The following is a 12,695-nucleotide window of genomic DNA, read 5'->3' on the forward strand; positions in this document are numbered from 1 at the left end:
GCTTGCAGGGGCCTGGGTCTCAGGGCTGCTTGCTAGAGAGTCAGTAATCGGAACAACGCGATCTTGTTGATCTCTGCCAGCGCGCATTTGAACTCGGTGTCTGCCGAGTGGTGGATGCGCGTTTCGAACGCCGCGAGGATCTGATGCCGGTTGCTGCCTTTTACCGCCATGATGAAGGGAAACTTGAACTTGGCCTTGTAGGCGTCGTTCAGCTCGGTGAAGCGTTGAAACTCATCGCTCGAGCATTGGTGAATACCGGCGCCGGCCTGTTCGTTCGTGCTGGCTTCGGTCAGTTGGCCCTGGACAGCGGCTTTGCCGGCCAGGTCCGGGTGAGCGTTGATCAGGGCCAATTGGCTGGCGTGATCGGCACTCAACAGGATGTCGCTCATGCGCTGGTGCAGGGTTTCGATCTGGTCGATCGACGGGTCCTGGCCCAGGTCGAAAGCCTTTTCGGCGACCCATGGCGAATGTTCATAGATATCGGCGAAGGCTTTGACGAACGCTTCGCGGCTCAAGGTCGAAGGCTTGAGCGTCTGGAATGCGGTCATTTCGAAACCCTCGATTTCAAAGCGCCCGGATGCGGGTGAGTCTGCTGCCAGTGGCGGGCGATGTCGACGCGCCGGCTGAACCAGACCTGCTCATGACCCTTGGCGTATTCAAGAAAACGCTTGAGGGCCGCAAGGCGGGCAGGGCGGCCGATCAGGCGGCAGTGCAGGCCGATGGAAAGCATCTTCGGCGCCTCGCTGCCTTCGGCATACAGCACGTCGAAGGCATCCTTGAGGTATTGGAAAAAATCGTCGCCCTTGTTGAAACCCTGGACCTGGGTGAAGCGCATGTCGTTGGTGTCCAGGGTGTACGGAATCACCAGGTGCGGCTTGCCGGTGGGGGTGTTCGGTTCCCAGTAGGGCAGGTCGTCGTCGTAGGTGTCGCTGTCATAGAGAAAACCGCCTTCTTCCATGACCAGCCGGCGGGTGTTGGGCCCCGTGCGGCCGGTGTACCAGCCCAATGGGCGTTCGCCGGTGATTTCGGTCAGGATGCGGATCGCTTCGAGCATGTGCTCGCGTTCCTGGGCTTCATCCATGTATTGATAGTCGATCCAGCGATAGCCGTGGCTGCAGATTTCGTGACCGGCGGCGGCCATGGCACGGATCACCTCCGGGTGGCGCTGGGCAGCCATGGCCACGGCGAAGATCGTCAGCGGAATATCGAATTCCTTGAACAGCTTGAGGATCCGCCAGACACCGGCGCGGCTGCCATACTCGTAGAGCGATTCCATGCTCATGTTGCGCTCGCCCGGCAGCGGTTGGGCCGAAACCATTTCCGAGAGAAACGCTTCGGACTCCTTGTCGCCATGCAGGACGTTGCGCTCGCCGCCTTCCTCGTAGTTGAGCACGAAGGACAGGGCAATGCGGGCGTTGCCCGGCCACTGAGGGTGGGGAGGGTTACTGCCGTAACCGATCAGGTCGCGTGGGTAGTCAGCGCTCACTGCAGTTTTCCTTCTTGTTCGAGCCATGTAGGTGGCGCCCGGGTGATGAGTCACAGGATGGCGTCACAGCGATGGATTAATTGTATACAACTTTATGTGTGCTTTGTAAGCCTGAATTTTTGCATTTTTCACGGCCGCCCCTTGCTCGTCTACACTGCAAGAAACCTGCCCATTTGGTCAGCTAAGGCATGGCAATCCTATGTGTCTGCTGGTTTTATTGCTGATCGGGTTCGAACCCGTGTCGAATGCGGTAGGGGATAAATTTCTGTTTTTTATTGTGTACAATTTTCTTTTAAAGTGTCTTAATTCGCTCATCGCTGCAGCGTTACGTGCTCCGAAACGGTGCGGCTTGTCTTTCAACTGATTCAGGAGGCGTCGGGCCGGACTGCTTTGCAGCGAGGCGCGCACAATCAATGGGACGTTTGACTACTCACGTTTTGGATGCCGCACACGGTTGCCCGGGCAGCTCGATCAAGGTCGAGTTGTACCGCGTCGAAGGTGCGCAACTGCAATTGGTCGCCAGCGCGCTGACCAACAGCGACGGCCGTTGCGATGCACCGTTGTTGCAAGGGGATGACTACCGTAGCGGCGTCTACCAGATTCAATTCCATGCAGGCGATTACTACCGCGCCCGTGGCGTCCAACTGTCCGAGCCGGCGTTCCTGGATGTGGTGGTGCTGCGCTTTGGTATTTCGGCCGAGCAGGAGCATTACCACGTGCCCTTGCTGATTTCTCCCTACGCTTACTCAACCTATAGAGGCAGTTGATCCCCCAAGCAACTGTCTTGTCCTGGAAGCGACTGCGCATGTAGCTTCTTTGGTTTTTCGCCCGCTCACACTGCGGGCTTTTTTTCGTCCGTGGTGTTGGGCAGGGCCTTATCGCGAGCAGGCTCGCTCCTACACTGGATTTTTGCCGTTCACAAAAACTTGTGGGAGCGGGCTTGCTCGCGAAGCTTTTGCCTTTTAGCGGCTCAACAGGGAAGCCGCTCCGGCGCCACTGAACAACCCGGCACTGGCCCGATTGAACCAGCTCTGGCCCTTGCCCGTGCGCAGATACCGTGCCGCGCCATGGGCACCGAGGCCATAGGCCAGCTTGCACAGCAGGTCGAGCACGGTCCAAGTGGCGATCATGATCAGCAGTTGCGGCAGGAACGGTTGTTCGGCGCTCAAAAACTGCGGCAGGAACGCGGCGAAGAACAGAATGTCCTTGGGGTTGCTTGCGCCCAGCACGAATGCCCGGCCGAACAGGGCGCGAAAGCGCGGGATGGCAGCGGCCTGGGGCACTTCGGCCCCCTGGGATGGCTGGCGCGATTGCTGCCAGCTCTGCCAGGCCAGGTAAAACAGATACAACGCGCCGACAATCTTCAAGGCACTGAACAGTTGCTCCGACGCCAGCAGCAGTGCACCGAGCCCCAGCGCCGATGCGCTCAACAGGCAAATCGAGGCGATCACGCCACCCAGGAACGCCGGATACGAACGGCGCAGGCCATAGTTCAGGCTGTTGCCGATCATCAGCAACGACAGTGGGCCGGGGATGAGGATCACCACCAGGGCGGCGCCGCTGAACAACAGCCAGGTTTCCAGATTCATTGCTTTGCTCCTGATGCAAGAACGCCTCACCCGACGGGGTGAGGCTGATGAATATTCCGTGTCTACAAGAAGATGAACTTGGCGATGAAGATCGCGCAGAGCACCCACAGACTGACAGAAATTTCCTTGTGTTTCCCCGTGCCGGCCTTAAGCACCACATAGGTGATGAAGCCCAGCGCAATCCCGTCGGCGACCGAAAAGGTCAGGGGCATCATGATGGCCGTGACGATGGCCGGAATGCTATCGGTCGCTTCGTCCCATTCGATGTGGGCCATGCCCCCCATCATCAGCATGGCGACATAGATCAAGGCACCGGCGGTGGCGTAGGCGGGGATCATCCCGGCCAGTGGTGCGAAGAACATCGCGGCAATAAATAGCACACCGACCGTCACGGCGGTAAGTCCTGTACGGCCACCCGCCGCGACACCGGCGGCGCTTTCCACGTAGCTGGTCACCGGCGGTACGCCGACCATGGCGCCGAACACGCTGGAGGCGCTGTCGGCTTTCAGGGCCTTGGACAGGTTCTCGATCTTGCCATCAGGTTTGACCAGCCCGGCACGCTGGGCAACGCCCATCAGGGTGCCGGCGGTGTCGAACATGTGCACGAACAGGAAGGCCAGCACTACGCTGATCATGCTGACGTTGAATACGCCGACCACATCCATCGCCATCCAGGTGGGCGCCAGGCTCGGAGGCGTCGACATGACCCCGTTGTATTGCACCAGTCCCAGGCCCCAGCCGGCCAGGGTCACGGCGATAATGCTGATCAGGATCGCGCCGAACACACGGTGATAGCTGAGCACGGCGATCATCAGGAAACATACGGCGGCCAGCAGCGGGCCGGGTTCGTGCAGGGAGCCGAGCTTGATCAGGGTAGCGGGGCTGTCCACGACGATACCGGCGGTCTTCAGGCCGATCAGTCCGAGGAACAACCCGACTCCCGCGCCCATGGCATAGCGCAGGCTCACCGGAATACTGTTGAGCAGCCATTCACGCACCCGCGACAGGGTCAGGAACATGAACAGCACACCGGAAACAAACACCGCGCCCAATGCGGTTTCCCAGTTGTAGCCCATGGTGCCGACCACGGTGTAGGTGAAGAATGCGTTCAGGCCCATGCCCGGTGCCAGGCCCACCGGCCAGTTGGCGTACAGGCCCATCAGCAGACAACCCAGGGCGGCGGCGATGCAGGTCGCGACGAATGCGGCGCCGTGATCGATGCCGGCGTCGGCCATGATGTTGGGGTTGACGAAGATGATGTAGGCCATGGTGATGAAGGTCGTCAGACCGGCAATCAGCTCGGTCTTCACCGTGGTGCCATGCAAGCTGAGTTTGAAGATGCGCTCCAGCCAGCCAGTGCGTAGTGGCGGCGAGAGGTCCAGCGTCCGGGCTTCGGGTTTGCGGCTTTCCACAGCGAGTACTCCTCAAGAGTTTTATTGTTATTTCCAGCACGCACGCCCCCTGAGGGTGGCTGCGTTGCTTTGAGGCAGGTAAGGCTGGCGAGGTTTTTGACCTGATGGTCAAGAACTCGCACGAAGCGAATTATGCTTTTGTATACAAATAAAGCAAATAATGTTTTCGATGTTGTCGACGAAAAGTCTGGGGGATAGGGATATATCGACTGTGAGAATGCCATCGCGAGCAAGCTTTGCTCCCACAGAAGGGGGCTTGTGGTTTACAAATTGGTGTTCCCCGAGGTGCTATGTGGGAGCAAGGCTTGCCGGCGATAGCAATAGATCAGGCGATACACGCCTTACAGAGCAAAACTCAGTCAACAGCCACCCGCCCCAGCCCCAGGTTCACCGCCAGCCACCCGTTCACCGCCGTCTCCCCCGCCTCGGCAAACACTCGCTCGAGCAATTTCACCTGCTCACGACGCAACGCCTGTTCGAAGCGCTCGCCGTCGGCCGTCAGTTCCAGCAGTCGCTTACGTTTGTCAGTCTGGGATGCGACGCTGTTCACCAAATGCATTTCCATCAACTGCCGCAACGGCATGTTCAACGCCTGCTTGCTCACGCCGAGCAGCGTCAGCAATTCCTTCACGCTCAGGGATGGATAGCGGGCGATAAAAAAAACGATGCGCTGATGCACCCGGCTCAACCCACGACGCTCAAGCATTTCATCGGCCTTGGCGGTAAACGCCTGGTAACCGAAGAAGAACGCTTCCATGGCCATTTGTTGGGAGGCCGGGTTTTTAAGGTCAAGCATATTGACGTATCCAGAGAGGTCGGAGTAATTTCGGTCAATCAGTTTGACTCATTTTTCCAGTGACCCGCTACAGGTGACCCTCCATGGCTTTTTCCGAGCGTGTCTCGCGCCTCAAAAGTTCTTTGATTCGAGAAATCCTCGCCGCCGCGCAGCGTCCTGAAGTGATGTCGTTCGCCGGTGGCCTGCCGGCCGAAGCCATGCTGCCGAAAGTCGAATGGGTGGCCATGCCGTTGTCCATGGGCCAATACGGCATGAGCGAAGGTGAACCGGCGTTGCGCGAAGCCCTGGCGGCGCAGGCGCGGTCACTGGGCCTGGCGTGTGAGGCCAGTCAGGTACTGGTGGTCAGCGGCTCCCAGCAAACCCTCGACCTGGCGGCCAAGCTGCACATCGATGTCGGCACCCAAGTCATGCTGGAAGCGCCGACCTACCTGGCCGCGTTGCAGATTTTCCAGCTGTTTGGCGCCGACTGCATCACGGTGCCCTTGGAGGCCGATGGTCCGGATCTGAAACAGTTGCGAGTCCGGCTGGAACAGTATCGGCCCGCGTTCATCTACCTGATTCCCACCTTCCAGAACCCCTCGGCGGTGCGCTACAGCGAGGCCAAGCGAGATGCGGTGGCGGCGCTGCTGGATGAATTTGGCGTGACCCTGATTGAGGATGAGCCCTACCGCGAGCTGACCTTCGACGGCGGCAGCGCCACGCCGATTGTCAGTCGCTTGAAGAAAACCAGCTGGATCTACACCGGCACTGTGTCGAAAACCCTGTTGCCGGGGCTGCGGGTGGGCTACCTGATCGCCAGCCCGGATCTGTTCCCACACCTGCTGCGGCTCAAGCAGTCGGCGGACCTGCACACCAACCGCATCGGTCAGTGGCAGGCACTGCAATGGATCGGCACCGAGCAGTACCAAAGCCATTTGAGCGAGTTGAGGGATTTTTACCGGGATCGTCGTGATCGGTTCCAGACGGCGCTGCTAACACATTTTTCCGACATCGCGCACTGGAACGTGCCCCAGGGCGGGCTGTTTTTCTGGCTGACCCTCAAGCAACCGCTGGACACCCGCACCTTGCTCGACGCGGCCCTGGCTGCCGATGTGGCGTTCATGCCGGGAGAACCATTCTTTCCCGAGCCGGACAAGCATCCGGGGCATCTGCGGTTGAATTTCAGCCACATTGACCCGGCGCGGTTGGATGAGGGGCTTAGGCGGTTGGCGGGGGTGGTGCGGGAGGCGTTGGCGGAAAAAGCAGCCTGACTTATGTGGTGACTGGACTGGCCCCATCGCGAGCAGGCTCGCTCCCACAGGGTTCAGAGTCGATCACAAAACCCAGTTACCCACAGTTCCATTGTGGGAGCGAGCCTGCTCGCGATAGGGCCCGCAAATACACCATAAAACTATCAGACTGCAGCAAACCGCTTATCCAGATAATCAATGATCACCTTGGACTCATACATCCAGGTGGTCTCGCCATTCTCTTCGATGCGCAGGCACGGCACTTTGATCTTGCCGCCTTGCTCCAGCAGTGCCTGGCGATCCTGCTCGTTGTTTTTGGCATCCCGCAAGGCCACTGGTACGTTGAGGCGGTGCAGGGTGCGGCGGGTCTTCACGCAGAACGGGCAGGCGTGGAACTGATAGAGCGTCAGGCTGCGGGCGGCCTGATTGACTTGCGCCTGGGCTTCGGCCGGACGTTGCTTCTTGCCGGGGCGGGTGATGAAGTCGATGAAAATAATCAGCTGGCCCAAGCCAACTCGTAGCGCTTTGACGATCACGGTATTAAGCCTCGCGACAGGGAAGAAGAGGGCGCGCAGCTTACCTGATTTTTCACAGGCGAAAAAAAACCGGCGATCAATGCCGGTTTTCTTCATGCAGGGGTTACTTGATCAGACTGAGGAATTCGCTGCGGGTCGCGGCGTTTTCGCGGAACTCACCGAGCATCACTGAGGTGATCATCGACGAATTCTGTTTTTCCACACCGCGCATCATCATGCACATGTGCTTGGCTTCGATCACCACCGCCACGCCCAGGGCGCCGGTCACCTGCTGGACCGCGTCGGCGATCTGGCGGCTGAGGTTTTCCTGGATCTGCAGGCGACGTGCGTACATGTCGACGATGCGTGCGACTTTCGAAAGCCCCAGCACCTTGCCACTCGGAATGTAGGCCACATGGGCCTTGCCGATGAAGGGCAGCAAATGGTGCTCGCACAGCGAGTACAACTCGATGTCCTTGACCAGCACCATTTCGCTGTTGTCGGAGCTGAACAAGGCACCGTTGGTGACTTCTTCGAGGGTCTGTTCATAACCGCGGCAGAGGTACTGCATGGCCTTGGCAGCGCGCTTGGGCGTGTCGAGCAGGCCCTCGCGGGAAACGTCCTCGCCCAGTTGGCCGAGAATCGCGGTGTAATTCTGTTCCAGAGACATGAAACTACCTGTGGGATTTTACGCAAAGGGCAAGGGTACGGTGGCGGACACGGCGCTGCAAGCTCGGCAATCGGGCGCTACTCGTCGCGGCCTTCCATCATGGTGCGCTTGAGCATCACATACACCGCTCCGGCGCCCCCGTGTTTCGCCTGGCAGGAGGTGAAGCCCAACACTTGCGGGTGCTGGCGCAGCCAGGTATTGACGTGGCTCTTGATCATCGGCCGCTTGCCATCCAGTCGCACGGCCTTGCCGTGGGTGACGCGCACGCAACGGATCTCGAATCGGGTAGCTTCGGCCAGGAAGGCCCAGAGGGTTTCCCGGGCCTTCTCCACGGTCATGCCGTGCAGGTCGAGACTGCCTTCGAAGGGAATCTGGCCAACCTTCAGCTTGCGCATCTGGCTTTCCTGGACGCCGTCGCGAGCCCACATCAGCTCGTCTTCAGGGCCTACGTCGATCACGAACTGGTCGGACAAGCCATCCACGGTGGTGGCATCGGTGCGCACCGTGGCGGCCTGGCGCAGCTTGGCGATTTGCGCGCGATCTGCCTTGGGTTTGCCGGTCTCGGCACGGTCGTGTTTGATCGGTTTTACGCCCTGGATCGCACTTTTGAACAGGGAAAAGTCGTCGTCTTGCATGTCAGCCTCCGCGAAGGCCGGCCAGTTTACCCAACTCCTGCGGGAACAGGCGCGACAAAACGTCGGGCGGCGGGTCAGTCGTGCTTTTTCATCAAGTGAGGAGCCATGGCCAGCTCCAGGGATTGGCGAGCCCGACGGCGGCAAAGACGCCACAGCCAGACGCCGAAAAGCAGTACCAGCAAGCCGATCACCAGAATGATCGTTGAGCCGAGCGGGGTTGCGTTCAACTCGCCCAGGGCGGGCGGGCGGCCAAGCAGGCTGGCAGCGCCGGCCATGGCCAGCAGTACACCGAGCGTTGCCAGGAGCGCCGCGAGTGCGGCACCGAAACGCAAGCGCCAGTTGCTCGGGCCTTTGGGCCGCAAGCGACGTGCGTCAAAACCATCGGATAACTTCATTCCGACCTTCCTCAATGGGTATCGGCCCTTCGACCGGAAGATGTTCGGGTTGTTCCTGACACTACGGCAATTGCGGCAAATGAGAGGCTTTTGCGGATAAGCGGCACAACGGGCCGCTTATCGAGGGGAGTCAGATGAAATCGCGGGTCAGGGCCAGGGTGGCGAAGTTGTCCGCCATGATCGCCATTTCGGTCTGGTGCACGTGTTCGGCGCTCAGGACACCGCCCTTGTGTGGCAGATCGCGAGTGGCGCAGGCGTCTTCGACCAGGGTGCAACGAAAGCCCAGGTTCTTGGCGGCGCGCACGGTGGTGCTGACGCTGGAATGGCTCATGAAACCGCAAACGATCAGGTCCAGGGGGCCGAGGTCCTCCAGGCGTTTTTTCAACTCGGTGCCATGAAACGCGCTGGGCAGCAGTTTTTCCACCACGGTTTCGTCGCCCTGGGGTTCCAGGCCGGTAATGAACTCCCCGCGTTCGCCCTGTGGATCGAACAGCCCGCCATGGGTGCCCAGGTGACGCACATGCACGATCGGCCGGCCGGCGGCACGGGCCGCGCCGAGCAATTGCCTGATGTTCGCGACCGCTGCATCCATGCCACTCAACGCCAGGGGGCCGGCGAGGTATTCTTTCTGGGCATCGATGATGATCAGCGTCGCTTGACTCAGATTGGCCGCCGCGTAACCGCGACCGCTGAGTTGAAACATCGTTTTTGGAACGGACATTCTGGGGCTCCTTCGAGTGGGGCTTTTGCGACATTCTCCTCTGGCTGAGCGGTTCTGTGAATCGCTTCCATCGCAAGGGCCGTCGTTGCTGGCCTACAGCCTTGTCAAGATGTCCGTCTTGTTCAATAGTCAGCGCAAAAAACGGATAAATCCTACATCTGTCCCGGCCTTTTTCGTGCGTGTTTGAGGCGTGTTTTGGTGGGGTGTTTTGGTGGGTTAGTGTTTGGCTGGTAGACTCGCCAGTCGTTTTTTCTGGAGTTTGCCGCCGTGATCACTTCCCGTCTCCGTACCCTGCGCGACCATATACGTTGGGCCGTCAGCCGTTTCCATGGAGAGGATCTGTTTTTCGGCCATGGCACCGACAATGCGTGGGATGAGGCCCGTCAGCTGGTGTTGGGCGCGTTGCATCTGCCGTGGGAAATTGCCGATAGCTACCTGGACTGCCGTCTCGAAGACGAAGAGCTGGTCCATGTGCAGCGCCTGCTGCGCCGCCGCATCGCCGAACGTATCCCGGCGGCCTACCTGCTGGGGGAAGCCTGGTTCTGCGGGATGTCTTTCATCGTCGACGAGCGCGTGCTCATTCCACGCTCGCCCATTGGTGAACTGATCGAAAACCGTTTTGCGCCCTGGCTGGGTCAGGAGCCGGCACGGATTCTCGACCTCTGCACCGGTTCCGGCTGCATCGGCATCGCGTGCGCTTTTGAGTTCCCGGAGGCGGAGGTGGTGCTGGCTGACCTGTCGTTCGAAGCGCTGGAAGTGGCCAACCAGAACATCGAGCGTCACGGCGTCGACGAGCGCGTGTTCACTGTCCAGGGGGATGGTTTCGAGGGGTTGCCGGGCCAGCGTTTCGACCTGATCGTGTCGAACCCGCCCTACGTCGATGCCGAAGATTTCGCCGACATGCCGCAGGAGTACCAGCACGAGCCGGAACTGGGCCTGGCCTGTGGCGATGACGGCTTGAACCTGGTGCGCCGGATGCTGGCCGAGGCCGCCGACCATCTGACCGAGAAAGGTTTGTTGATTGTCGAGGTGGGCAACAGCCAGGTTCACGTCGAGGCGTTGTACCCGGAAGTCGATTTTGCCTGGCTGGACTTCGAACGGGGCGGGCATGGTGTGTTCATGCTCAGTGCCGAACAGTGCCGTCAGCATCAGGCGTTGTTTGCTTCGCGGGTTTGAGGACAATTGATCTGACGGAACCGTCCTTGTGGCGAGGGGATTTATCCCCGCTGGGCTGCGTAGCAGCCCCCCAAAGAGCTGAATGCGATTTGCCTGACACATTGCAATGGCGGGATTCAGGGCTGCTACGCAGCCCAGCGGGGATAAATCCCCTTGCCACAGGTTAAAGTTTGGTCAAACACCCTGCGGCAGTCATCAACTACGCGTCGCAATCCAGATCAACAACCCGGCCTGGAACATGGCAAATGCCACCAGGCAGGTAATGGTGAAACGCAGGCCGTTGTCTTCGCGTTTGAACTTGGCGACCTTTTCTTCCTGCTGCTTGAGTTTGACTTCCTGCTCCGCCAGGTTCTGCTCGGCTTGCTGGAGCATCTGCGCGGCTTCGAGAATTTCCACGAACTGCAGTTTTTCGGTGTTCCAGTCTCCCAGCAGATTACCCACCTGCGCTGGCTTGACGCTGCCTTTGAGGTGCTGGGCGTCGGCGTAGACCACTTCGAAACCATGGGCTTTCAAGAAGTGGTCGCGGCGCAGGCGGGTGTCTTCGTTCAGCGCGTCCTTGTTATTCAGATCGCTGCCATCGACCCGGTAGCTCGACCAGCGCTTCTTGGCCCAGGTAATGCCCTGGGCGGCGAGGAAGCGGCCGATGCCACGGTTCAGCGGCTCGACCTGCAAGCTGTCCGGGGAAAAATACAGGCGTTTTTCGACGTGATCGGCCCAGACGTCCAGATGATTCTGTTCCTTGCGCACCCGCTGGCCCGGCAACTGGATGCTCATGCGCAGCAAACTGCGCTCCTTGCTGTGGCGCTCGGCATAGCTGAATTCGACAAACCGCAGCGGCCGCGCACCGGTGGCACGGTCGGTCTTGAGCGGTGCCAGCCGGAGCATTTTATGGTGCTCGGTCTGAACATCCGCCCAAGGCAGCTCCGCCACTGGAGCGGCGGGCGTTTCGGCGGGGGTGTCGGGTGAAGTCTGAGTGTCAGTCATAACGGCAAAATCCTGTCCAGGCCGGCTCGTCGGCAGCCACAGCGCTGTCCGACACCGGTCTATCGGCCGTTTTTGCCAGGACTGGAGGGGGAAAACCGCTTATCGAGCGGGTAACGAGCTAATAAAACTCAGAATGTGCGTGCCCAGTTCGGCCGCCAGGGGCAGGTTTGGATCTTTGTAGGACGCCAATTGCCGTTTCATGTCGTTGGGGACGATGCGCATGACATGGTTCATGCCCTTGATCAGCGCCAGCTCGGCGTCGGGTTTGGCGGCTTGCAACTGCCTGGCGTCATCGACGCTGACTTGAATGTCATGGCTGCCCTGGATAATCAACGCCGGCATCTTCAACGCCGCGAACGCCTGGGCCGGCGCCTGGCGAAACAGCGAGATCAGGTAGGGCTGCACGCTGGGGCGAAAGATGACCAGCAGTTGCGGCGGCACGTTCTCGTCAAGTCGACCAGCCTTGAGGCTGTCCAGCAGCTCATTGGCACGCACCATCAGGGGGGGAGGCAGGCGGCTACTCAGTTGTTGACGCAGCACCTGGTCGATCGGCCGGGCACTGCCGGACAGCGAGATGACCGCGGCTGCATTGGCCTGGAGGGCGGCGAGGCTGGCGATCAGTGCGCCTTCGCTATGACCCAACAGGATCAATGGACCCATTCGCGGATCGGCGGCCAGTTTGCGGCTCCAGGCCACGGCGTCGGCCACGTAGGCTTCGACGCTCAGGTTGCGTTCGTCCGGGGTCGCGGCAAGGCTGGCGGCCACCCCGCGTTTGTCATAGCGCACGCTGGCGATGTTGTGTTTGGCCAGCACCCAGGCCAGGCGCTTGAGGCTATCGTTGCGCCCGCCGTCGGGGTTGTTTCCGTCGCGGTCGGTAGGACCCGACCCGGAAATGATCAGGACAACCGGCACCGGTGCGTCGGATTTGGGTAACAGCAGCGAGCCGAAAAGCTCGCCGTTGCCGGTGTCGAGGCTGATCGGTCGTTGCAGGACGGTGGCCTGGGCCACGCTGGAAAGCAGGCCGGTAAACAGGGCAAGGCTCAAGGCAAGCAGCTTTAACATCATCACGCCATTAGTTACGAAGGTG

15 protein-coding genes are annotated in these 12,695 nt (G+C 60.1%); 3 read left to right on the plus strand and 12 right to left on the minus strand.

Annotated elements, in window-relative coordinates; translation table 11 throughout:
• Positions 1 to 32: 32 nt before the first annotated feature.
• Entirely contained in the window at positions 33 to 548 is a 516-nt protein-coding gene (uraD, locus tag PSH57_RS07385; protein ID WP_305388741.1) for a 2-oxo-4-hydroxy-4-carboxy-5-ureidoimidazoline decarboxylase, read from the minus strand.
• Complete coding sequence (puuE, locus tag PSH57_RS07390; protein WP_305388743.1) at positions 545 to 1,486, minus strand: allantoinase PuuE; 942 nt, start codon at positions 1,484 to 1,486, stop codon at positions 545 to 547. The genes uraD and puuE overlap by 4 nt, the downstream gene beginning before the upstream one ends.
• A gap of 413 nt (positions 1,487 to 1,899) precedes the next feature.
• Here puuE and uraH point away from each other — a divergent pair, with 413 nt between their 5' ends.
• Positions 1,900 to 2,253 carry a hydroxyisourate hydrolase gene (uraH, locus tag PSH57_RS07395; protein ID WP_256231618.1) on the plus strand — a complete coding sequence of 118 codons (354 nt, stop codon included), beginning with the start codon at positions 1,900 to 1,902 and terminating at the stop codon, positions 2,251 to 2,253.
• 195 nt (positions 2,254 to 2,448) lie between these two features.
• Here uraH and PSH57_RS07400 read toward each other — a convergent pair whose 3' ends face one another.
• The 3 genes from PSH57_RS07400 to PSH57_RS07410 form a co-directional block, all read right to left on the minus strand.
• On the minus strand, positions 2,449 to 3,075 hold the full coding sequence (locus PSH57_RS07400; protein ID WP_305388744.1) for a LysE family translocator: 627 nt from the start codon (positions 3,073 to 3,075) through the stop codon (positions 2,449 to 2,451).
• A 62-nt stretch (positions 3,076 to 3,137) separates the two neighbouring features.
• Complete coding sequence (locus PSH57_RS07405) at positions 3,138 to 4,487, minus strand: NCS2 family permease (RefSeq protein WP_076383799.1); 1,350 nt, start codon at positions 4,485 to 4,487, stop codon at positions 3,138 to 3,140.
• A gap of 355 nt (positions 4,488 to 4,842) precedes the next feature.
• A complete protein-coding gene (locus tag PSH57_RS07410; protein WP_305388745.1) occupies positions 4,843 to 5,283 on the minus strand; it encodes a MarR family winged helix-turn-helix transcriptional regulator in 441 nt (146 codons plus the stop codon).
• An 83-nt stretch (positions 5,284 to 5,366) separates the two neighbouring features.
• Here PSH57_RS07410 and PSH57_RS07415 point away from each other — a divergent pair, with 83 nt between their 5' ends.
• Positions 5,367 to 6,533: an aminotransferase-like domain-containing protein gene (locus tag PSH57_RS07415; RefSeq protein ID WP_305388746.1), complete on the plus strand. Its 1,167-nt coding sequence runs from the start codon at positions 5,367 to 5,369 to the stop codon at positions 6,531 to 6,533.
• Positions 6,534 to 6,676: 143 nt separating this feature from the next.
• Here PSH57_RS07415 and PSH57_RS07420 read toward each other — a convergent pair whose 3' ends face one another.
• The 5 genes from PSH57_RS07420 to PSH57_RS07440 form a co-directional block, all read right to left on the minus strand.
• Positions 6,677 to 7,048, minus strand: a complete 372-nt coding sequence (locus PSH57_RS07420) for a glutathione S-transferase N-terminal domain-containing protein (protein ID WP_256231612.1) — start codon at positions 7,046 to 7,048, stop codon at positions 6,677 to 6,679.
• Positions 7,049 to 7,151: 103 nt separating this feature from the next.
• On the minus strand, positions 7,152 to 7,697 hold the full coding sequence (gene folE / locus PSH57_RS07425) for a GTP cyclohydrolase I FolE (protein ID WP_003204506.1): 546 nt from the start codon (positions 7,695 to 7,697) through the stop codon (positions 7,152 to 7,154).
• A gap of 77 nt (positions 7,698 to 7,774) precedes the next feature.
• The gene (locus PSH57_RS07430; protein WP_045156639.1) at positions 7,775 to 8,332 is read right to left on the minus strand and encodes a Smr/MutS family protein; all 558 of its coding nucleotides are present in this window, start codon (positions 8,330 to 8,332) and stop codon (positions 7,775 to 7,777) included.
• A gap of 74 nt (positions 8,333 to 8,406) precedes the next feature.
• Positions 8,407 to 8,727, minus strand: coding sequence for a hypothetical protein (locus PSH57_RS07435; RefSeq protein ID WP_305388748.1), 321 nt, complete (start codon positions 8,725 to 8,727; stop codon positions 8,407 to 8,409).
• A 130-nt stretch (positions 8,728 to 8,857) separates the two neighbouring features.
• The gene (locus PSH57_RS07440; protein WP_305388749.1) at positions 8,858 to 9,448 is read right to left on the minus strand and encodes a cysteine hydrolase family protein; all 591 of its coding nucleotides are present in this window, start codon (positions 9,446 to 9,448) and stop codon (positions 8,858 to 8,860) included.
• 267 nt (positions 9,449 to 9,715) lie between these two features.
• Between PSH57_RS07440 and prmB the strand changes: the two genes are divergently transcribed.
• A complete protein-coding gene (gene prmB, locus PSH57_RS07445; RefSeq protein WP_047229625.1) occupies positions 9,716 to 10,624 on the plus strand; it encodes a 50S ribosomal protein L3 N(5)-glutamine methyltransferase in 909 nt (302 codons plus the stop codon).
• 195 nt (positions 10,625 to 10,819) lie between these two features.
• On the opposite strand, the gene PSH57_RS07450 is transcribed toward prmB, so the two are convergent.
• Positions 10,820 to 11,608 carry a hypothetical protein gene (locus PSH57_RS07450; protein WP_305388750.1) on the minus strand — a complete coding sequence of 263 codons (789 nt, stop codon included), beginning with the start codon at positions 11,606 to 11,608 and terminating at the stop codon, positions 10,820 to 10,822.
• A gap of 99 nt (positions 11,609 to 11,707) precedes the next feature.
• Complete coding sequence (locus tag PSH57_RS07455) at positions 11,708 to 12,673, minus strand: alpha/beta hydrolase (RefSeq protein ID WP_305390322.1); 966 nt, start codon at positions 12,671 to 12,673, stop codon at positions 11,708 to 11,710.
• Positions 12,674 to 12,695: the final 22 nt, after the last annotated feature.

Origin of the sequence: Pseudomonas hefeiensis (genome assembly GCF_030687835.1) — a bacterium.
Lineage (GTDB): Bacteria > Pseudomonadota > Gammaproteobacteria > Pseudomonadales > Pseudomonadaceae > Aquipseudomonas > Aquipseudomonas hefeiensis.